Genomic DNA, 20715 nt, shown 5'->3' on the forward strand with positions numbered 1-20715 from the left:
GTCTATCGATGTGACGCGCCGGTTTAAACCTGGCCGGATAGCCAACGGACGTAGCGATCGACGCCTTCCTGCACGGTCAGGAACGGTGCGTCGTAGCCGGCCGCGCGCAGTTTCGTCTGGTCGGCCTGCGTGAAGCACTGATACTTGCCGCGCAGCGCATCGGGGAACGGCACGTATTCGATCAAGCCCTGCTCGACCTGCTGCGCGAGCGTCAGCGGCGGCTGGTTGTCGAGCGCGCGCAGCGTGTTGACGACCGTCGACGCGATATCGTTGAACGGCTGCGCGCGGCCCGTGCCGAGATTGAAGATGCCCGACTTCTCCGGATGATCGAAGAAGAACAGGTTCACCTTGGTCACGTCCTCGACCGACACGAAATCGCGCGTCTGCTCGCCCGGCGCATAACCGTTGTACTCGCCGAACAGCTTCACCTTGCCTTCCGCGCGGAACTGGTTGAAGTTGTGGAACGCGACCGACGCCATGCGGCCCTTGTGGGTCTCGCGCGGGCCGTACACGTTGAAATAGCGGAAGCCCGCGATCTGGCTCTTCGCGCTCGGCAGCACGCGACGGATCACCTGATCGAACAGGAACTTCGAATAGCCGTACACGTTCAGCGGCGCCTCGACGTCGCGCTCCTCGACGAAACGCGTCGAGCCGCCGTAGATCGCGGCCGACGATGCATACAGGAACTGCGTGCCCTGCGCGAGGCAGGTATCGAGCACCGCACGGCTGTAGCGGAAGTTGTTGTCCATCATGTAGCGGCCGTCGGTTTCCATCGTGTCCGAACAGGCGCCTTCGTGAAATACCGCGCGTACCTTGCCGAAATCGCCGCGCGCGAAGCGTTCGACGAATTCGGTCTTGTCGAGATAGTCGTCGATCTCGCAGTCGACGAGATTGCGGAACTTGTCCGCGCGCGTCAGGTTGTCGACCGCGATGATGCGCGTCTCGCCGCGCTCGTTGAGCGCCTTGACGATGTTCGCGCCGATAAAACCGGCTGCGCCGGTGACGATGAGGGTCATGATCGTCCTGCCTGAAAAGTGCGAGCCATGCGTGCGGCGCGCTCGTCGCGCCGCCGAATGCGCTCAGTGAAACAGTTCGTCGTAATCCACGGTGGCCGTGCCGAGCTTGCCGACCACGATGCCTGCCGCGCGATTCGCGAGCACCACGGCGTCGACGAGCGGCACACCGGCGCCGAGCATCGTCGCGACCGTCGCGATCACGGTGTCGCCCGCGCCCGACACGTCGAACACCTCGCGCGCGAGCGCCGGCGCATGCAGTTCGCCGCCCGCGGAAAAGAGCGTCATGCCCTCCTCCGAACGCGTGAGCAGCAGCGCGTCGATGCCGAGCTCCGCGCGCAGATTCGCGACGCGCGCACGCAGGTCGTCTTCCGATTTCCACTGCCCGACCACCTCGCGCAGTTCCGCACGATTCGGCGTGATCAGCGATGCGCCGCGATAGCGTGCCCAGTCGTCGCCCTTCGGGTCGACCAGGACCGCCTTGCCGGCCGCACGCGCCTTCTCGATCATCGTCGTCACGTGCGTGAGGCCGCCTTTAGCGTAATCCGACATCAGCACGACGTCGTGCTGCGGCAGCAGCACGTCGAAGCGTGCGAGCCCCGCGAGCAGCACCTCGTGCGTCGGCATCGCCTCGAAATCGACGCGCAGCAGTTGCTGCTGGCGCGCGAGCACGCGCAGCTTGATCGTGGTCGGGAGTGCGGGATCGCGCTCGAGATGCGGCGTCACGCCGCTGCTGCCGAGCAGCTCGACGATCCGCTCGCCGGGTTCGTCGCAACCGACGACGCACAGCAGGCCGGCCTGACCGCCGAGCGTCACGGCATTGCGTGCAACGTTGGCCGCGCCGCCGAGCCGCTCCTCCTGGCGCTGCACGTGCACGACCGGCACCGGCGCTTCAGGTGAAATGCGATCGACGTTGCCGAACCAGTAACGGTCGAGCATCACGTCGCCGACGACGAGCACACGCGAGCGCGCGAGTTGCTCGCGCGGCACCGGAACGATTTCGCGAAGAGTATTCATCGTACGTTCAGCCACGGGAGGACGACTGGGGATCGACGTACGGCCGGCCGATCGCGTAATAGTCGATGCCCAGCTCGGCCATCGCGTCCGGCTCGTACAGGTTGCGCCCGTCGAAGATCACGGGTGCCTTCAGTTCGGCCTTCAGGCGCGTGAAATCGGGGCTGCGGAATTCCTTCCACTCGGTCACGATCACGAGCGCATCCGCGCCGGTGACCGCGAGATCCTGCGTGTCGACGAGATGCAGCCGCGCCAGTGCGTGCGCATCGTCGCCGAAATCCAGCGCGAACACGCGCCGCGCTTCGTCGACCGCGACCGGATCGTACGCGCGCACGGTTGCTCCGCGCTCGAGCAGCGCGGCGATCAGGCGGCGGCTCGGCGCCTCGCGCATGTCGTCGGTGTTCGGCTTGAACGCCAGGCCCCAGACCGCGAACTCGCGGCCCGTCAGGTCGGCGCCGAAGCGCTGCTCGATCTTGCCGATCAGCACGTCCTTCTGCGCATGGTTGGCGGCCTCGACGGCCTCCAGGATGCGCAGCGGCTGGCCGTTCTCGCCCGCGGTGCGGATCAGTGCCTGCACGTCCTTCGGGAAGCACGAGCCGCCGTAGCCAACGCCCGCGTACAGGAAGTGATAGCCGATGCGCGGATCGGAGCCGATCCCGCGTCGCACGGCCTCGATGTCCGCGCCGACCTTGTCGGCGAGATTCGACATCTCGTTCATGAACGAGATGCGCGTCGCGAGCATCGCGTTCGCCGCATACTTCGCGAACTCGGCCGAGCGCACGTCCATGTAGATCGTGCGCTCGTGATTGCGGTTGAACGGCGCGTAGAGCTTCTTCATCTTCTCGCGCGCGGTCGTGCCGGTTTCGTCGTCGTCGACGCCGATGATGATCCGGTCCGGACGCATGAAGTCCTCGACCGCGGCGCCTTCCTTCAGGAATTCCGGATTCGATACGACCGAGAAGCGATGCGCGACGCTGCCCGCGAGCCCGCGTGCGGCAAGCGCCTCGTCGACCACGCCGCGCACGCGCTGCGCGGTGCCGACCGGCACCGTCGACTTGTCGACGATCACCTTGAAGCCCGTCATGTGGCGGCCGATGTTGCGCGCGGCCTCGAGCACGTATTGCAGGTCGGCCGAGCCGTCCTCGTCGGGCGGCGTGCCGACCGCGATGAACTGGATCTCGCCATGCGCGACGCTCGCCTCGATGTCGGTCGAAAAGCGCAGGCGCCCCGCCGTGCGGTTGCGCGCGATGATGTCCAGCAGCCCCGGTTCGTGAATCGGCATCCCGCCGTTGTTCAGGATGTCGATCTTGCGCGGATCGACGTCGAGACAGAAGACGTCGTGACCGATCTCCGCGAGGCAGGCGCCCGTGACGAGACCGACATAGCCGGTGCCGATGATGGTGATTTTCATAGATGTTCCGGTACTTCCCGGTAATTGACTAACTTGGCCGCCGGGACGGGCCCGGCGGCAACCGCTGCGCGTTGGCTCCGCGCGCCGGGATCAGCCCGGCATCGCAGGTTCGACGCGGCGCGGCGCATAGGTTTCCCAGCCGCTGCAGCCGGGGCACTGCCAGTAGAAGAGCCGTGCCCGGAAACCGCAATTCTGGCACGTATACCGTGGCAGATTTTTCGTGCGCTGCTTGATCAGCGCACGCATCATTTCAAGTTCCTTACGACGCGGTTCGTCGGCCGCCGCGATCTGCGCATCGAGCAGGTGCAGCATCCCCGACAGGTTCGGCGACTTTTCCATCTGCGTGCGCGCGAGCGTGTGCGCGGCATCCTGGCCGCGCAACCCGGCGATATGCTGATAGGCGATGTCGAGCAGGTCGTTCGACGGATAACGATCGACGTACCCCATCAGCAGCTCCGCGCCTTCGACGTTTTTGCCGAGTGCGACGTACGCCTTCATCAGTTTGTCGGCGACGAGCGGCAGATACGCCGGATTCTGCGCTTCGACGCGCTTCCAGTACTCGATCGCGGCCGCGTGGTCGCCTGCCGCTTCCGCCGCATCGCCGGACAGAACCGTCGCACGGACGTTCTGCGGATTCACGGTCAGCGCAAGGCGCAGTTGCTCGGCCGCCGCTGCGGCATTCTTGCGCTGCAGCGCGTCCTGCGCGAGTTCGCAGTGAAACTGCGCAATTTCGATGCCGAGCGGCTTGTCGCTCATCGATTCGATGCGTTTGGCCGTGTCGATCGACTTGTTCCAGTCCTTCTCGATCTCGTAGATCGTCAGCAACGCCCGCTGTGCGCCGAGCGCGTAGTCGCCGTCCGCGAGCTTGTGGAACGCCTCTTCGGCGCGATCCAGCAGGCCGGCCTTCAGGAAGTCCTGGCCCAGTTCGTACAGCGCGTGGTCGCGCTCGTTGACCGGCAGATCGGTGCGGCTCAGCAGGTTCTGGTGCACGCGGATCGCGCGGTCGGTCTCGCCGCGACGGCGAAACAGGTTGCCGAGCGCGAAGTGCAGCTCGACCGTCTCGGGATCGAGCTTGGCCACCTCGATGAACGCATCGATCGCCTTGTCCGGTTGTTCGTTCAACAGAAAATTCAGGCCGCGAAAATACGAGCGCGGCAGGTTGGCACTCTCCGACAGGAGATTCTTCAGGTCATAGCGTGACGCCGCCCAACCGAGCGCGAATGCGACCGGAATCGCGAGCAACCACCAGAAATCCAGATCCATGCGAAATATCGAAGCAGAGACGAAAACCGCGCGAGGAATCGCGCGGCGTCCGTGTTAAATGACGGGCGGCATCGGCGGCTGGTCGATGACGGCGGGCGTTTCGCGCGCCGCACGCAGATCGCGCTTCAAACGCCCGTTCTCGAGACGCAGGCGGAAGATCGAAGGCAGCGCGGACAGCAGGCCGGCCAGCAGCCCCACGACGAAGAATGCCAGGCCGATCAGGATCAGCGGCGCTTGCCATGCGTAGCCGGCAACGAAATTCAGCGTCGCGGTTTGTGTATTGGCCAGCGCGAGCACCAGCAGCAGGACGAACACCAATACCCGGATCAGCCAGACGATAAACTTCATGAAGCCCTCTCTTTGTTGAGGTTTGCCGCGGCGCGCGACTCCCCTTCGTCGCACCGAATCGACCCGTATTGTAAAGGAAGCGTTTCCGCGGCTGCGCACATCCTGTGCGCCCGCGTTGCACACCCGTGGCCCGAAATGAAAAAAGCGCCCGCAAGGGGCGCTTTTCTTTTCAGCCTTCGCCGGACAGGTTCCGGGCACACCGAACGACGCTCAACGCTCGTCGTCCGGATCGTCAGCCTTCAGCGGTTCACCGGCGCGGCCGTCGACGCGTTCACGCAACTCCTTGCCAGGTTTGAAGTGCGGCACGAACTTCTCGGGCACCTGCACTTTCTCCCCCGACTTCGGGTTGCGTCCGACGCGCGCCGGGCGACGGTTGAGGCCAAAGCTGCCGAAACCCCGAATTTCAATGCGATGCCCTTTCGCCAGGGCGTCGGACATCGCATCGAGCATCGTTTTCACCGCGAAATCCGCATCCTTGAGGACAAGTTGCGGAAATCGCGATGCCAGCTGCGCGACCAACTCGGATTTGGTCATACTTCAGCAGACCTCGTAAGGCTTACTGGTTCTGGCCGTCGAGCTTCGCCTTCAGCAGCGCGCCGAGGTTGGTCGTACCGGTCGCGGCAGCGCTCGTGTCCGACTGCAGGCCGCGGATCGCTTCCTGTTGCTCGGCCGAATCCTTCGCCTTGATCGACAGGTTGATGCCGCGCGACTTGCGATCGATGTTGATCACCATCGCGTTGACCTTGTCGCCTTCCTTCAGCACGTTGCGTGCGTCTTCGACGCGATCCTGCGAGATTTCCGACGCACGCAGGTAGCCTTCGACGTCGCCCGTCAGCGTGACGACCGCACCCTTCGCATCGACCGTCTTCACGACGCCGTCGACGATCGAGCCCTTGTCGTTCATGGCAACGTAGTTGCTGAACGGGTCGCCTTCGAGCTGCTTGATGCCGAGCGAAATGCGCTCCTTCTCGACGTCGATACCGAGCACGATTGCTTCGACTTCGTCGCCCTTCTTGTACTTGCGAACGGCTTCTTCGCCGGCTTCGCTCCACGACAGGTCCGACAGGTGGACCAGGCCGTCGATGCCGCCCGGCAGACCGATGAACACGCCGAAGTCGGTGATCGACTTGATCGCGCCCGTGATCTTGTCGCCCTTCTTGAAGTTGCGGCTGAAGTCATCCCACGGATTCGGCTTGCACTGCTTCATGCCGAGGCTGATACGACGGCGGTCTTCGTCGATCTCGAGGACCATGACTTCGACTTCGTCGCCCAGCTGGACAACCTTCGACGGCGCAACGTTCTTGTTGGTCCAGTCCATTTCCGACACGTGGACGAGGCCTTCGATGCCCGATTCCACTTCGACGAATGCGCCGTAGTCGGTGATGTTCGTGACCTTGCCGAACAGGCGCGTGCCCGACGGGTAACGGCGCGAGATGCCTTCCCACGGATCGTCGCCCAGTTGCTTGATGCCCAGCGAGACGCGGTTCTTCTCCTGGTCGAACTTGAGGATCTTCGCGGTGACTTCCTGGCCAACCGACAGGACTTCGCTCGGGTGACGCACGCGACGCCATGCGATGTCGGTGATGTGCAGCAGGCCGTCGATGCCGCCGAGGTCGACGAACGCGCCGTAGTCGGTGATGTTCTTGACCACGCCGTTGACGATCGCGCCTTCCTTCAGCGTCTCGAGCAGCTTCGCGCGCTCTTCGCCTTGCGTGGCTTCGATCACTGCACGACGCGACAGCACGACGTTGTTACGCTTGCGATCGAGCTTGATCACGCGGAACTCGAGCGTCTTGCCTTCGTACGGGGTCGTGTCCTTGACCGGACGCGTGTCGACCAGCGAACCCGGCAGGAACGCGCGGATGCCGTTGACCATCACGGTCATGCCGCCCTTCACCTTGCCGGTGATGGTGCCGGTGACGAGCTCGTTGTTGTCGAGCGCCTTTTCCAGCGACAGCCACGATGCAAGGCGCTTCGCCTTGTCGCGCGACAGGATCGTGTCGCCGTAGCCGTTTTCGAGTGCGTCGATCGCGACGGACACGAAATCGCCCGACTGCACCTCAACCTCGCCCTGATCGTTCAGGAATTCCTCGATCGGAATGTAAGCCTCGGACTTCAGGCCTGCATTGACGACCACGAAGTTGTGGTCGACGCGCACGACTTCGGCGGAGATCACTTCGCCGGCGCGCATGTCTTGGCGGGTCAGCGACTCTTCGAACAGAGCCGCAAAGGATTCGGTATTCGGGTTGGAGGTTTGCAGGTCGGACATAAAAATCTGATTGTGCATGGCTCGCTGTGCCACGCCGGCCGGAATGGCAGGCTGAAAGGGCCAGATCGAGGACCACACGGGGTTAAGGGTTCGAAACACGCTCCGCGCTTGCGACGCGAAGCACCTACCGCTGCCTGCCTTCTCAGGCCGGCTGGCCGAGTGCCCGGTACCACTGCAGCACCTGGTCGACGGCTTCATCGACCGAAAGTGCCGACGTATCGAGCAGCTTGGCATCTGCCGCAGGCTTCAGCGGCGCGGCCGCGCGATTGCTGTCGCGCGCGTCACGTTCACGAAGATCCCGGAGCAAGTCATCTATATTAGCAGAAAAACCTTTTTGCATCAATTGCTTATGCCGCCTGGTCGCGCGTGCCTCGGCGCTGGCCGTCAGGAACACCTTCAGCACGGCGTCCGGGAAGATCACGGTGCCCATGTCACGCCCGTCCGCCACGAGGCCCGGCGTCTTGCGGAACGCGCGCTGGCGCGCGACGAGCGCGGTGCGCACGGGCCCGTGCACGGCGATGGCCGACGCGCGGTTGCCGACCGCTTCGGCGCGGATGTCGTTCGACACGTCGACGCCGTCGAGCTGCGCGCAACCTTCACGGAACGTGATGTGCAGGTCGTCGATCAGCTTCACCAGCGCGTCGACGTCTTCCGCGGCGATGCCGTAGCGCACGCTCGCGAGCGCCGCGAGCCGGTACAGCGCGCCGCTGTCGAGCAGGTGGAAGCCGAGGTGCGCGGCGACGAGCGCCGCGACGGTGCCCTTGCCGGAAGCGGTCGGGCCGTCGATCGTGATGACGGGAGTCGGGTGAAAGGGTCGGGTGGATTTCATCGGAACAGTCGGGTCAGGCCTTGGCGAGCGCGGCGAAGCGGTCGAAATAGTCGGGGAACGTCTTGCCGACGCACTTCGGATCGTTGATCCGCACGGGCACGCCGCCCAGGCTGACGAGCGAGAAGCACATCGCCATCCGGTGATCGTCGTACGTATCGATCGCCGCATTCGGCGTGAGCTTTTCCGGCGGCGTGACGACGAGATAGTCGGGGCCTTCCTCGACGATCGCGCCGACCTTGCGCAGCTCGGTCGCCATCGCGGCGATGCGGTCCGTCTCCTTCACGCGCCAGCTCGCGATGTTGCGCAACGTGCTCGTGCCGTTCGCGAACAGCGCCGCGACCGCGATGGTCATCGCCGCGTCGGGAATCAGGTTGAAGTCCATGTCGATCGGCTCGAGCTTGCCGTGATCGTGGCCGATGCCGCGCACGTCGATCCAGTCGTCGCCCATCGTCACGTTCGCGCCCATCTGCATCAGCGCGTTCGCGAAACCGACGTCGCCCTGGATACTCGCGCGCCCCACGCCCTCGACCCGCAACGGGCCGCCGCCCAACGCGCCGGCCGCGAGAAAGTACGACGCGGACGACGCGTCGCCCTCGACCATGATCCGCCCCGGCGAGCGGTAGCGGACGCCGGCCGGCACGACGAAGCGCTGCCAGCCGTCGCGCTCGACGGTCACGCCGAAGCGCGCCATGAGCCGGATCGTGATGTCGATGTACGGCTTCGAGATCAGCTCGCCGTCGACTTCGACGACGGTCCTGCCCTCCTTCGCCTTCACGAGCGGCAGCGTCATCAGCAGCGCAGTGAGGAACTGGCTCGACACGTCGCCGCGCACGCGGATCGGCGCGTCGACCGAGATCGTCGCCGGCTTGATCCGCAGCGGCGGGTAGCCGTCGTTGAGCTCGTAGTCGATCTGCGCGCCGATCTGGCGCAAGCCGTCGACGAGATCGCCGATCGGCCGCTCGTGCATGCGCGGCACGCCGTGCACGCGGTAGTCGCCGCCGTTCACCGCGAGCGCGGCGGTCAGCGGCCGAACGGCCGTGCCCGCGTTGCCGAGGAACAGGTCGGCCGTCTTCGCGGTGAACGCGCCGCGCGTGCCGGTGACGACACAGGTGTCGCCGTCGCGCGCGAGCTTCACGCCGAGCTTGCCGAGCGCGTCGAGCATCACGCGCGTGTCGTCGGAGTCGAGCAGGTTGGTGATCGTCGTTTCGCCTTCGGCGAGCGCCGCGAGCAGCAGCACGCGGTTCGAAATGCTCTTCGAGCCGGGCAGGCGCACGGTGCCCGATGCGCTGGAGTATGGGCCGAGATCGAGATAGTCCATGGGAATCGTCCTGTTATTTCTTGACCGGTTCGGCAGCCGGCGTGCCGCCGCGTTCCTGCCATGCCTTGCGTGCGGCGCGCGAGCGCGTGAATACGGCTTCGAGCGCCGCGCCGTCGCCGGCGTCGATCGCCGCGCGCAACCGCGTGAGCACGCGCGTATAGCCGTCGAGCTCGTCGAGCAGCGCCGCGCGATTCGCGACGCACACGTCGCGCCACATTTCCGGGTTCGACGCCGCGATGCGCGTGAAATCGCGGAAACCGCCGGCCGCGTACGAGAATTTCAGTTCCGCGTCGGCTTCGCCGAGAATCTGCTCGACGAGCGCGAACGACAGCACGTGCGGCAGATGGCTGATCGACGCAAATACGCGATCATGCTGCTCGGTGCTCATCGTGCGCACGTCGGCGCCGGTCGCGCGCCACATCGCATCGATCCGCGCCACGGCTTCGGGCGCGTTCTCCGGCAACGGGCAAAGCACGACGTTGCGGCCGACGTAGAGATCCGGCAACGCGGCCTCGACACCGCTCGATTCGCGCCCCGCGATCGGATGACCCGGCACGAACTGCGCGATGCGCGCGCCGAGCGCTTCGCGCGCCGCCGCGACGACATCGGACTTGGTGCTGCCCGCATCGGTGACGATCGTCGCGCGGTCGAGCCACGGCGCGATGCGCGCGAGCAACGGGCCCGTCTGCGCGACGGGCGCGGCCAGCAGGACGAGATCGGCGCCGGCCAGCGCGTCGCGCAATTGCGCGTCGTCGTCGAGCGCCGCCGCACGGTCGATCACGCCGAGCGACAGCGCGCGCTCGACCGACGCGTGCGAACGGCCCACGCCGACGATCTCGCCCGCGCTGCCCGGCGCGCGCTCGCGCAACGCGCGCGCGAGCGACCCGCCGATCAGGCCGACGCCGAAGATGACCAGTTTGTTGAATGCAAAGCCTGACACGACAAGAGCCAAGTTACGCGCGCGAAACGACGCCCCGCACGCGGAATTCCAGATTCCGGGCAACGGGCCCGCACCCGGCGCAATCTGCACCGGATACTGCCCGAGCCCGCCTTCGGCAGCGCCGACCGGCCTGCCCTGCCCGCCCGGCCACCACGCCTGCGCAAGCAGGCGCCGGGCCGCAGCGCGTCACCGTGCGCGCGGATACGAGCCGAGTATCTTCAGGAACGCGGCCTTCTGACCGAGTTCCGCGAGCGCGGCCGCCACCGCCGCATCGTCGCGGTGCCCTTCGATGTCGATGTAGAAGTAGTACTCCCACGTGCCGACGCGGGCCGGACGCGATTCGAAGCGCGTCATCGACACGCCGTGCCGCGCGAGCGGCTCGAGCAGCTTGAACACGGCGCCCGGCTCGTTCTTCACCGACACGATCAGCGACGTCTGGTCGTGACCGCTTTGGCCGGCCGGCTGCTTGCCGACGATCACGAAGCGCGTGCGGTTGTGCGGGTCGTCCTGGATCAGCGAGAACGCGATCTGCAAACCGTAGTGCGCGGCCGCGCGGTCGCCCGCGATCGCGGCGACGGTCGGATCGGCAGCTGCGAGGCGCGCGGCCTCCGCGTTGCTCGCCACGGCTTGCCGCTCGAGCTGCGGCGCATTCGCCGCGAGCCACTGCTGGCATTGCGCGAGCGCCTGCGCATGTGCGCAGACACGTTTCACGCCGTCGAGCGTGCCGCTCTGCGTGAGCAGGTTGTGATGGATGGGCAGCGCGAGCTCGCCGCTGATCACCAGCTGGGTCTGCAGCAGCAGGTCGAGCGTGCGCGAGACGGCGCCTTCGGTCGAATTCTCGACCGGCGCGATGCCGAACGCGGACGCACCGGCCTCGACCGAGCGGAACACCTCGTCGATCGACGGGCACGGCAGCCCTTCGATCGACTGGCCGAAATACTCGAGCATCGCCTGCTCGCTATACGTGCCGACCGGCCCGAGGAACGCGACGTGGATCGTCTGCTCGAGCGCGCGGCTCGCCGCCATGATCTCGCGCCAGATGGCGCTGATGTGCTCGCTCGCGAGCGGCCCGGCGCTCATGTCCTGCAGCCGCGCGATCACCTGCAGCTCACGCTCCGGCCGGAACACCGGCGCGTTGAAATGCTTCTTGACCTCGCCCACCTCGAGCGCCACCGCGGCGCGCTGGTTCAGGAGCGCGATCAGCTGCGCGTCGATCGCGTCGATGCGGTCGCGCAGCGGTTTCAGGCGGGAATTCAGTTCGTCGTCCATGCGTTTTGCCGTGCTGTTTGAACAGCGCCGCCGTCAGGCGCCGCGCCGCTCGAAGTCCTTCATGTACTCGACGAGCGCCTTCACGCCCTCGAGCGGCACCGCGTTGTAGATCGACGCCCGCATGCCGCCGACGGACTTGTGGCCCTTCAGCTGCAGCAGCCCGCGCGCCTTCGCGCCGGCAAGGAAGTCTTCGTTGCGCGATTCGTCGGCCAGGAAAAACGGCACGTTCATGCGCGAACGTGCTGCCGGCTCGACCTTGTTCAGATAGAAACTGCTCGCGTCGATCGTGTCGTAGAGCAGCTTCGCCTTTTCGGTGTTGCGGGCCTCGATCGCTTCGAGGCCGCCCTGCCGCTTCAGCCACTGGAACACGAGGCCCGCGATGTAGATCGCGTAGGTGGGCGGCGTGTTGTACAGCGAGTTGTTCGCGGCGATGGTCTTCCATTCGAACGCGGACGGACAGATCGACAGCGCGCGATCGAGCAGATCCTCGCGCACGATCACGACCGTCACGCCGGCCATCCCGATGTTCTTCTGCGCGCCGCCGAACAGCACGCCGTATTTCGCGACGTCCATCGGGCGCGACAGGATGTGCGACGAGACATCCGCGACCAGCGGCACGTCGCCGAGATCGGGGATCTCGAACGTCTCGACGCCGTCGATCGTCTCGTTGGTGCACAGATGCACGTAGGCCGGATCGTCCGACAACTGCCATTCGGCGCGCGCGGGCGCACGCGTGAAGCCGTCCTCCGTCTTGCCGGTCGCGGCCAGATGCGGCGTGCAGAACTTCTTCGCCTCGCCGAACGATTTCTGCGACCACGAACCCGTCACGACGAAGTCGGCCGTCTTGCGCGAGCCGAGCAGGTTCATCGGCACGATCGCGTTTTCCGCGATGCCGCCGCCCTGCAGGAACAGGATCCGGTGGCTCGCCGGCACGCCGAGCAGGTCGCGCAGATCGGTCAGCGCGGCCTCGTGGATCGACATGAATTCCTTGCCGCGATGGCTCATCTCCATCACGCTCATGCCGCTGCCGTGCCAGTCGAGCATTTCGTCGGCGGCTTGCCGCAGCACTTCCTCGGGCATCGCCGCCGGGCCGGCGGAGAAATTAAAGACGCGCATCGTGAAAACCTCGGGAAGGACGCGACCGGCTTGCCGCCGGCAAAACGCGCCAGAAAAGAAATGGCCGCTTGCGCTCGCGCGCAAACGGCCATTATCGCACTGTCGTCAGGCTCCCGCCAAACCCGGCCGAACGGCCGGGGGCGCGCCCGGACGGCTTACTTGCCCGGCTTGACTGCTGCGACTTCCTTGTCAGCCTGCGTACGCGTTGCCTGAATCGCTTGCGGCATGTACTTCTGCATCAGGCCGTTGACCACGTCGCGACCGACCTGATCCTGAACCTGGATGAACTTGCGGCCCGTCGGGCTCTTGTAGAACGTCGTCAGATCCTTGATCTCCGACGTGCTGTAGTACTTCGCGTACGCGTCGTACTGCGCCGACATCGCATCGCTCTGGAACTGCTGCGTGCCGAACACCTTGCCTGCGCCGTCGACCAGCTTCGGCACCGCGTTCTTCTGCAGCGTCGGAACGGCAGCCTGCTTCTGCTTGTCGTTCAGCGTCTTGTTTTCCGACAGCGCGTCCGACAGGATGGCCGGTACGAGCTGCTTCGCCTGCATTTCGGCGCTGTTGCCGATTGCCGACACGAGCTTCGGCGCGTCGATCGCGTCGAGCAGATCCTTGATCGCAGCCTTCTTGTCGGCGTCGATCGGCGCAGCTGCCGCCGGAGCAGCCGGTGCGGAATTCGACAGCGCCTGCGCCATCGCGAACGTCGGCACCAGTGCAGCCAGCAGAACCAGTTGCTTGAATTGCTTTTGCATCATCACTCCCTTTTGGAAATATGAATGGTTGCTCGCCGGCCGCGGCGCTTTTCGCCCGCGGCGGCCAGAGTCTCATCCGTTCTTCAGACTTCGCCGTCCGACGCCTCGTCGGCTTCGCCCTCTCCCTCTTCGGCCTCCGCGATCTGCTGCAGGCCAGAGAGCTTGGTACCCTCATCGAGACTGATGAGTGTAACACCTTGCGTGGCGCGCCCCATCTCGCGTATCTCGGAAACACGGGTGCGAATCAACACGCCGGCCGTCGTGATCAGCATGATCTGATCCTCGGCGTCGACGAGCGTCGCGGCCACGACCTTGCCGTTGCGCTCGGACGTCTGGATCGCGATCATACCCTTCGTGCCGCGGCCATGGCGCGTGTACTCGGTGATCGGCGTGCGCTTGCCGTAGCCGTTTTCGGTCGCGGTGAGCACGGTCTGCTCCTCGCTGCCGGCAACCAGCATCGCGATGACCTGCTGCCCGTCCTCGAGCTGCATGCCGCGCACGCCGCGCGCCTCGCGCCCCATCGGACGCACGTCGTTCTCGTCGAAACGCACGGCCTTGCCGGCGTCGGAGAACAGCATCACGTCGTGCGCGCCGTCGGTGATCGACGCACCGATCAGGTAGTCGCCGTCGTCGAGGCCGACCGCGATGATGCCCTTCTTCATCGGGCGGCTGAATGCCTCGAGCGGCGTCTTCTTCACGGTGCCGAGCGACGTCGCCATGAAGATGAACTTGTCGGCCGAGAATTCCTTGACCGGCAGCACGACGTTGATCTTCTCGCCTTCCTGCAGCGGGAACATGTTGACGATCGGACGGCCGCGCGAGTTGCGCGAGCCCTGCGGCACTTCATAGACCTTGACCCAGTACACGCGGCCGCGGTTCGAGAAGCACAGGATGTAATCGTGCGTGTTCGCGATGAACAGCGTCTCGATCCAGTCGTCTTCCTTCATCTGCGTCGCCTGCTTGCCGCGACCGCCGCGCTTCTGCGCGCGGTACTCGGACAGCGGCTGCGACTTCACGTAGCCCGCGTGCGACATCGTGACGACCATGTCCTGCGGCGTGATCAGATCCTCGGTGTTCAGCTCGGTCGCGTTCAGCTCGATCCTCGAGCGGCGCGCGTCGCCGAATTCGGCCTTCACCGAGGTCAGCTCGTCGCCGATCATCGTCGTGATCCGCTCGGGGCGCGCGAGGATGTCCAGCAGGTCGGCGATCTGCGCCATCACGTCGCGGTACTCGCCGATGATCTTGTCCTGCTCGAGGCCGGTCAGGCGCTGCAGACGCATCTGCAGGATTTCCTGCGCCTGCGTGTCGGACAGGCGGTACAGCCCGTCGCCCTGCATCCCGAACGCCGGGTTCAGGCCTTCCGGACGGTACGCGGAACGGCCGCCGGCCGCCGCGTTCTCGCTCTCGGCGCGCGTCAGCATCTCGCGCACGAGCGACGAATCCCACGGCTTCGCCATCAGCTCCTGCTTCGCGATCGGCGGCGTCGGCGCGGCCTTGATGATCGCGATGAATTCGTCGATGTTCGCAAGCGCGACCGCGAGACCTTCGAGCACGTGGCCGCGTTCGCGGGCCTTGCGCAGTTCGTAGATCGTGCGGCGCGTCAGCACTTCGCGCCGGTGCGACAGGAAGCACTGCAGGATTTCCTTCAGGTTCAGCAGCTTCGGCTGGCCGTCGACGAGCGCGACCATGTTCATGCCGAACGTGTCCTGCAGCTGCGTCGCCTTGTACAGGTTGTTCAGCACCACTTCCGGCACTTCGCCGCGCTTGAGCTCGATCACGACGCGCATGCCACTCTTGTCGGACTCGTCGCGGATGTCGGAGATGCCCTCGAGCTTCTTCTCGTTGACGAGCTCGGCGATCCGCTCGAGCAGCGAGCGCTTGTTCACCTGGTACGGCAGCTCGTCGACGATGATCGCCATCCGCTGGCCGCGGTCGATCTCCTCGAAGTGCGTGGCCGCGCGCATCACGACGCGGCCGCGCCCGGTGCGGTAGCCGTCGCGCACGCCGGCGACGCCGTAGATGATGCCGGCCGTCGGGAAGTCCGGCGCCGGGATGATCTCGATCAGCTCGTCGATCGTCGCGTCCGGGTTGCCCAGCAGGTGCTGGCACGCGTCGACGACTTCGTTCAGGTTGTGCGGCGGGATGTTGGTCGCCATGCCGACCGCGATGCCTGACGAGCCGTTGATCAGCAGGTTCGGGATGCGCGACGGCAGGACCGACGGCTGCATTTCGTTGCCGTCGTAGTTCGGCTCGAAATCGACCGTTTCCTTGTCGATGTCGGCGAGCAGTTCGTGACCGATCTTCGCCATGCGAATTTCGGTGTAGCGCATCGCCGCGGCATTGTCGCCGTCGATCGAGCCGAAGTTGCCCTGCCCGTCGATCAGCATGTAGCGCAGCGAGAAATCCTGCGCCATCCGCACGATCGTGTCGTAGACCGCGGTATCGCCGTGAGGGTGGTATTTACCGATCACGTCACCGACGATACGCGCCGACTTCTTGTACGCGCGGTTCCAGTCGTTGTTCAGTTCGTGCATCGCGAACAGCACGCGCCGATGCACGGGCTTCAGGCCATCGCGGACATCCGGGAGGGCACGTCCGACGATCACGCTCATCGCGTAATCGAGATACGAACGGCGCATTTCCTCCTCTAGGGAGGTGGGCAGGGTCTCTTTGGCGAATTGATCCATGTATCCGTATCGTTTCGGAGCGAAGACGGCGAACGCCTTTCGCGTGGGCGCTGCATGCGCAACGCAACGCGAGATTCTAACATGCGCCCATCAGCCGCCAATTCGCCTCCCCCTCTATATATAGATAGCGAAAATCGCGGCGGCGGCAAGCCGGACGCAACCGCGCGTCCGGCTCGGACCCGACATCGCGGACGACTGCGCGGCGCGCGTTTCATGCGCACACGGAAACAACCGCACGCCGGCGCGCGACCCCACGCGCGCTCTTGACAATTTCTAAAAGTTGCGGCAGGCCGGTGTTGCGCATGCACCACAAAGTTGAAGCGATCTTGGGGTGGGGAGGATTTTTTTTCGTAGGAAGGGAACGATATGGCAAAATGCCAACGCACTGAAAGTTAGACGCTGCTCGAAGTCTACCTACAAGGAGCGGCGCCGCATTTTTGTGCCGCACCAATGTTATACTTCGAGCAATGTATGACTTGTCACCGTCAACAGGCTCGCAGTAAACCTGCGGTAATCTCAATTTCGAGAGGAGAAATATGAATAAACTTTCAAAGCTCGCGTTCATTGCAGCTACCGCAGTTATGGCTGCATCCGCTTCGGCACAATCGGTGCCGGCGTCGCGTCAGGCCGTCAATGACAACTGGGTGAACGGCACGGGCGAATGGGTGTGGATGAACGGCACGAACGAGCTCTGCTGGCGCGATGCGTTCTGGACGCCGGCCACCGCCAACGCCAAGTGCGATGGCGCACTGGTCGCCCAGGCACCGCAGCCGCCGGTCGCTCCGGTCGCTCCGGTCATCTCGAGCCAGAAGATCACGTATCAAGCCGACGCACTGTTCGACTTCGACAAGGCAACGCTGAAGCCGCTGGGCAAGCAGAAGCTGGACGAACTGGCTTCGAAGATCCAAGGCATGAACACGGAAGTGGTCGTTGCAACGGGCTACACGGACCGCATCGGTTCGGACAAGTACAACGACCGCCTGTCGCTGCGCCGTGCTCAAGCCGTGAAGTCGTACCTGGTCAGCAAGGGTGTGCCGGCCAACAAGATCTACACGGAAGGCAAGGGCAAGCGCAACCCGGTTACGACTGGCTGCAACCAGAAGAACCGCAAGCAACTCATCGCCTGCCTCGCACCGGACCGCCGCGTGGAAGTCGAAGTGGTTGGTACGCAGCAAGTGGAAAAGACGACCGTTCCGGCAAACTAAGCCGCGGCTCTCGACTGCTTCAAAGCCCCGCTCCGGCGGGGCTTTTTCATTGACGCCCGTCCAGGCGCTCGCTGGCCTCGTCGTTCGCCCGCTTATATACTCGGGGCTGACGCACCGAAGCACCGCCCTCCTCTCGTAGCCCGTTTGCCGACATGACCAACGCCGATCCGCACGAACTCCAGAAATTCAGCGACCTCGCCCATCGGTGGTGGGATCCGAATGCCGAATTCAAACCGCTGCACGACCTGAACCCGGTCCGGCTCGGCTGGATCGATGCCCATGCGCATCTGGCCGGCAAGCGCGCGCTCGACATCGGCTGCGGCGGCGGCATCCTGTCCGAATCGATGGCCGGGCTCGGCGCCCAGGTGAAAGGCATCGATCTGTCGACCGAAGCGCTGGGCGTGGCCGACCTGCACAGCCTCGAAAGCGGCATTTCGGTCGAATACGAGGCGATCGCCGCCGAAGCGATCGCCGCGCGCGAACCCGGCACCTACGACGTCGTCACGTGCATGGAGATGCTCGAGCACGTGCCGTCGCCCGGCGACATCGTGGCCGCGTGCGCGACGCTCGTGAAGCCGGGCGGCTGGGTGTTCTTCTCGACGCTCAACCGCAACCTGAAGTCCTACCTGTTCGCCGTGATCGGCGCGGAGTACATCGCGCAAATGCTGCCGAAGGGCACGCACGACTATGCGCGCTTCATCCGCCCGTCGGAACTGGCCGGCTTCGTGCGCGCGACGGATCTGCACATCGTCGAGATCAAGGGCATCACCTATCACCCGATCGGCAAGCGCTTCGCGCTGTCGAACGACACCGACATCAACTACCTCGTCGCGTGCCGCCGCGGCGCGTGACCCTCCGAACGGCATGACGACTCCCCTTTCGACCGCGCGGATCGCAGACGAACCGCGCCTGCTGCACTGCGATGCGGTCCTGTTCGACCTGGACGGCACGCTCGCCGACACGGCGCCCGATCTCGCGGCAGCCGTCAACAAGATGCAGCGCGCGCGCGGCCTGCCCGAAACGCCGCTCGACGTGTTGCGGCCGCTGGCGTCCGCCGGCGCGCGGGGCCTGTTGGGCGGCGCGTTCGGCATCGATCCGCACACGCCCGGCTACGAAGCGATGCGCGACGAGTTCCTGATCAATTACGCAACGGATATCTGCGTACATACCACGCTGTTTCCCGGCATCGGCGACGTGCTCGACGAACTCGATGCGCGCGGCGTGCGCTGGGGCATCGTCACGAACAAGGCGATGCGCCTCACGGCGCCGCTCGCCGACCTGCTCGGCCTGTCGTCGCGCGCGGCCTGCATCGTCGGGGGCGACACAACGCCGCACTCGAAGCCGCACCCGGCCCCGCTGCTGCATGCGGCAGCGCAGATGGCGCTCGCGCCCGAGCGCATCGTCTATGTCGGCGACGATCTTCGCGACATTCAGGCCGGAAGCGCCGCCGGCATGGCGACGGTCGCCGCCGCGTACGGCTACTGCGGCGACGGCGCGGCGCCGGCTGACTGGCAAGCGCAGCATCTCGTCGGTTCGACGCAGGAACTGCGGCACCTGCTGCGCGATGTTGGGCTATAATGATCGATCTTATCCGCGGGGGCGACCTGGTTTCGACAGGGGTTGTGAAGCGGCTAGGGCATGTCGAGGACCCGTCACCTCGTTAATCAATGGGAAAATCGTAACTGCAAACGACGATACGTTCGCACTGGCAGCCTAAGGGCCGCCGTCCTCTGCCTAGTTCACTGACGGGCTAGTGTCGCAAGACCGGTAGCAATACCGCCAGAGGTCATTTACGTCAGTTAAGCCCTGTCGGCGTCGCGACGCCAGGGTCGAAAATCCAGCGAATCGCCGTAGTGCAGCGTGTTCGTCCGCGTCGCTGCGGTTAAATCAAAAGACCGAACTAAACATGTAGAACTAGTCGTGGAGCGCTTCTGGACGCGGGTTCGATTCCCGCCGCCTCCACCAAATTCCGCGCTCGTCGCACGAACCCCGCATGACGCCAGTCTGCGGGGTTTTTTGTTGCCGGCGACACGCACGCCGACTCCTTCCGAAAAAGCACCCAGCCCCGGACGGGCCGGGCGGAATGCCACCGGTGCTCCGGCGGCAGGAGGTGACGGATGTTCTGGCGCGGTCGCCCCATCAGCGGTTGCGCCGCGCAGCGGCCGGCCCGCTGGTCAGGGTTTGGGCACGACTTGGGCCCCGACCGTGACCGGCGACGCGGGGCTCAACTGCCGCGATACAGCGACTTCATTTCGTCCGCGCTGGCCGGGCGCACGCCCATTGCGCGCGAACCCGACGCCGATGCGCCCTGTGCCTGCGCACCGTAGCCGCTGGCGTCGGCGCCTTGAGCTTGAGCCAGTGCGCTGCGCTGCTGCTCCGCGACACGCGCGGTCGCGGCCTGGATCGCTTCCGGATAATGCGGATCTTCGCCGCGGGCGGAGTTGTAACCGGCCTGCTGCAGTTGAACCAGTTCGGCACGAACCTGCGCACGGGTGATCGTCGAGCCCGACTGGGCGAACGACGCAACCGGGGCAACGAGAGCGGCAGCAACGACAACGGCTTGAACGAGCGACTTCATGATGACCTACCTCCAGATATGTCTGATTCGGCGGTGAACACCCTTGATCAGCGCCGACAAACCGAAGTTTATGTAGGTGGATGCTTAAGAATAAGGCAGGTTTCAGGAAGACATCCTTCCTGATTTACGGGTTAACCCTAGAATCCTTGCCCGCACGATGATGCGGGCGAATCGCCGTTTCGTCTCCCGCATTGCATGAACGGCCCGCCGCAAAGCACGAGCCCCGCAAAGCGCAGGCTTCGCGGGGCTCGAACAAAGCAGGATCGGGTGGAGCGCGGGTTAGGAGGTTCGTCGATTGATCGAACCGCTACGTGGAACACAGCACCCCACTCGCACAGGCCAGTTGCCTCCGCGCTACCGGGCATCCATCGGGCACTTCAGGTTGCAGCCGTTCGGGTCGCCCAGGTCGCCCTTGCGGCGCAACGCCGACTTCTTGCCGGTCTGGTATTTGTCCGACGGCGCCGATGCCGCGAACGGCATCTGCGGATGTTCGTTCAGTCGGAACTGTTCGCTCAGGATGCCGCCGGGCACGCCCGGGGAATTCTGCGCGAACGCAAACGGCGAAGCGACGACCAGCAACCCCGCGGTCAACGCTGCCGCGGCAAGGGGAACGGGAAATTTCATGGCGGGATGACGCCTGAACGGCGTGCTTGTTGGAACGTTGATCAAGCGGCAAGCGTAGCGCAAATCCCCCGCTGCT

The 20715-nt window shown here is 65.1% G+C and carries 19 protein-coding genes and 1 other RNA gene; 4 read left to right on the plus strand and 16 right to left on the minus strand.

The features are described from left to right. Positions 1–23: 23 nt before the first annotated feature. From rfaD to gyrA, 14 genes are all read right to left on the minus strand, one after another. Positions 24–1016, minus strand: a complete 993-nt coding sequence (rfaD, locus tag QZM15_RS06070; protein WP_006496538.1) for an ADP-glyceromanno-heptose 6-epimerase — start codon at positions 1014–1016, stop codon at positions 24–26. A 63-nt stretch (positions 1017–1079) separates the two neighbouring features. Beyond that, positions 1080–2030 (minus strand): D-glycero-beta-D-manno-heptose-7-phosphate kinase, encoded by a 951-nt coding sequence (gene rfaE1 / locus QZM15_RS06075; protein WP_059574062.1) that lies wholly within the window; start codon positions 2028–2030, stop codon positions 1080–1082. Between the two features lie 7 nt (positions 2031–2037). Next, the gene (locus QZM15_RS06080; RefSeq protein ID WP_059574063.1) at positions 2038–3438 is read right to left on the minus strand and encodes a UDP-glucose/GDP-mannose dehydrogenase family protein; all 1401 of its coding nucleotides are present in this window, start codon (positions 3436–3438) and stop codon (positions 2038–2040) included. Between the two features lie 90 nt (positions 3439–3528). Beyond that, positions 3529–4701: a lipopolysaccharide assembly protein LapB gene (gene lapB / locus QZM15_RS06085; RefSeq protein WP_059574064.1), complete on the minus strand. Its 1173-nt coding sequence runs from the start codon at positions 4699–4701 to the stop codon at positions 3529–3531. Between the two features lie 54 nt (positions 4702–4755). Continuing rightward, on the minus strand, positions 4756–5049 hold the full coding sequence (locus QZM15_RS06090) for a lipopolysaccharide assembly protein LapA domain-containing protein (protein WP_034183038.1): 294 nt from the start codon (positions 5047–5049) through the stop codon (positions 4756–4758). 210 nt (positions 5050–5259) lie between these two features. Further along, entirely contained in the window at positions 5260–5583 is a 324-nt protein-coding gene (locus tag QZM15_RS06095) for an integration host factor subunit beta (RefSeq protein ID WP_006486894.1), read from the minus strand. Positions 5584–5605: 22 nt separating this feature from the next. Then, the gene (gene rpsA, locus QZM15_RS06100; RefSeq protein ID WP_306532322.1) at positions 5606–7336 is read right to left on the minus strand and encodes a 30S ribosomal protein S1; all 1731 of its coding nucleotides are present in this window, start codon (positions 7334–7336) and stop codon (positions 5606–5608) included. A 124-nt stretch (positions 7337–7460) separates the two neighbouring features. Then, on the minus strand, positions 7461–8147 hold the full coding sequence (cmk, locus tag QZM15_RS06105) for a (d)CMP kinase (RefSeq protein ID WP_059574065.1): 687 nt from the start codon (positions 8145–8147) through the stop codon (positions 7461–7463). A gap of 13 nt (positions 8148–8160) precedes the next feature. Then, positions 8161–9465 carry a 3-phosphoshikimate 1-carboxyvinyltransferase gene (gene aroA, locus QZM15_RS06110; protein ID WP_059638209.1) on the minus strand — a complete coding sequence of 435 codons (1305 nt, stop codon included), beginning with the start codon at positions 9463–9465 and terminating at the stop codon, positions 8161–8163. A gap of 13 nt (positions 9466–9478) precedes the next feature. Further along, positions 9479–10405, minus strand: coding sequence for a prephenate dehydrogenase/arogenate dehydrogenase family protein (locus tag QZM15_RS06115; RefSeq protein WP_124657635.1), 927 nt, complete (start codon positions 10403–10405; stop codon positions 9479–9481). 186 nt (positions 10406–10591) lie between these two features. Further along, positions 10592–11674, minus strand: coding sequence for a prephenate dehydratase (gene pheA / locus QZM15_RS06120; RefSeq protein WP_034206715.1), 1083 nt, complete (start codon positions 11672–11674; stop codon positions 10592–10594). 33 nt (positions 11675–11707) lie between these two features. Beyond that, the gene (gene serC, locus QZM15_RS06125; RefSeq protein ID WP_059574068.1) at positions 11708–12790 is read right to left on the minus strand and encodes a 3-phosphoserine/phosphohydroxythreonine transaminase; all 1083 of its coding nucleotides are present in this window, start codon (positions 12788–12790) and stop codon (positions 11708–11710) included. 155 nt (positions 12791–12945) lie between these two features. Next, complete coding sequence (locus QZM15_RS06130; RefSeq protein WP_006486966.1) at positions 12946–13545, minus strand: DUF2059 domain-containing protein; 600 nt, start codon at positions 13543–13545, stop codon at positions 12946–12948. An 83-nt stretch (positions 13546–13628) separates the two neighbouring features. Then, a complete protein-coding gene (gene gyrA, locus QZM15_RS06135; RefSeq protein ID WP_302106046.1) occupies positions 13629–16232 on the minus strand; it encodes a DNA gyrase subunit A in 2604 nt (867 codons plus the stop codon). Between the two features lie 536 nt (positions 16233–16768). On the opposite strand from gyrA, the gene ompA reads away from it, so the two are divergent. From ompA to ssrA, 4 genes are all read left to right on the plus strand, one after another. Next, positions 16769–17437: an outer membrane protein OmpA gene (gene ompA / locus QZM15_RS06140; RefSeq protein WP_059574070.1), complete on the plus strand. Its 669-nt coding sequence runs from the start codon at positions 16769–16771 to the stop codon at positions 17435–17437. Positions 17438–17589: 152 nt separating this feature from the next. Further along, positions 17590–18288 carry a bifunctional 2-polyprenyl-6-hydroxyphenol methylase/3-demethylubiquinol 3-O-methyltransferase UbiG gene (ubiG, locus tag QZM15_RS06145; RefSeq protein ID WP_023475819.1) on the plus strand — a complete coding sequence of 233 codons (699 nt, stop codon included), beginning with the start codon at positions 17590–17592 and terminating at the stop codon, positions 18286–18288. Positions 18289–18301: 13 nt separating this feature from the next. Continuing rightward, positions 18302–19015 (plus strand): phosphoglycolate phosphatase, encoded by a 714-nt coding sequence (gene gph, locus QZM15_RS06150; protein WP_060313148.1) that lies wholly within the window; start codon positions 18302–18304, stop codon positions 19013–19015. Between the two features lie 17 nt (positions 19016–19032). Beyond that, positions 19033–19402: a transfer-messenger RNA gene (gene ssrA, locus QZM15_RS06155) on the plus strand. Positions 19403–19661: 259 nt separating this feature from the next. On the opposite strand, the gene QZM15_RS06160 is transcribed toward ssrA, so the two are convergent. Both QZM15_RS06160 and QZM15_RS06165 read right to left on the minus strand, forming a co-directional pair. Then, positions 19662–20015, minus strand: coding sequence for a DUF4148 domain-containing protein (locus QZM15_RS06160; RefSeq protein WP_099316180.1), 354 nt, complete (start codon positions 20013–20015; stop codon positions 19662–19664). 354 nt (positions 20016–20369) lie between these two features. Next, a complete protein-coding gene (locus QZM15_RS06165) occupies positions 20370–20639 on the minus strand; it encodes a hypothetical protein (protein WP_059574073.1) in 270 nt (89 codons plus the stop codon). Positions 20640–20715: the final 76 nt, after the last annotated feature.

This window comes from Burkholderia sp. AU44665, assembly GCF_030504405.1.
In the GTDB taxonomy this organism is placed as follows: domain Bacteria; phylum Pseudomonadota; class Gammaproteobacteria; order Burkholderiales; family Burkholderiaceae; genus Burkholderia; species Burkholderia semiarida.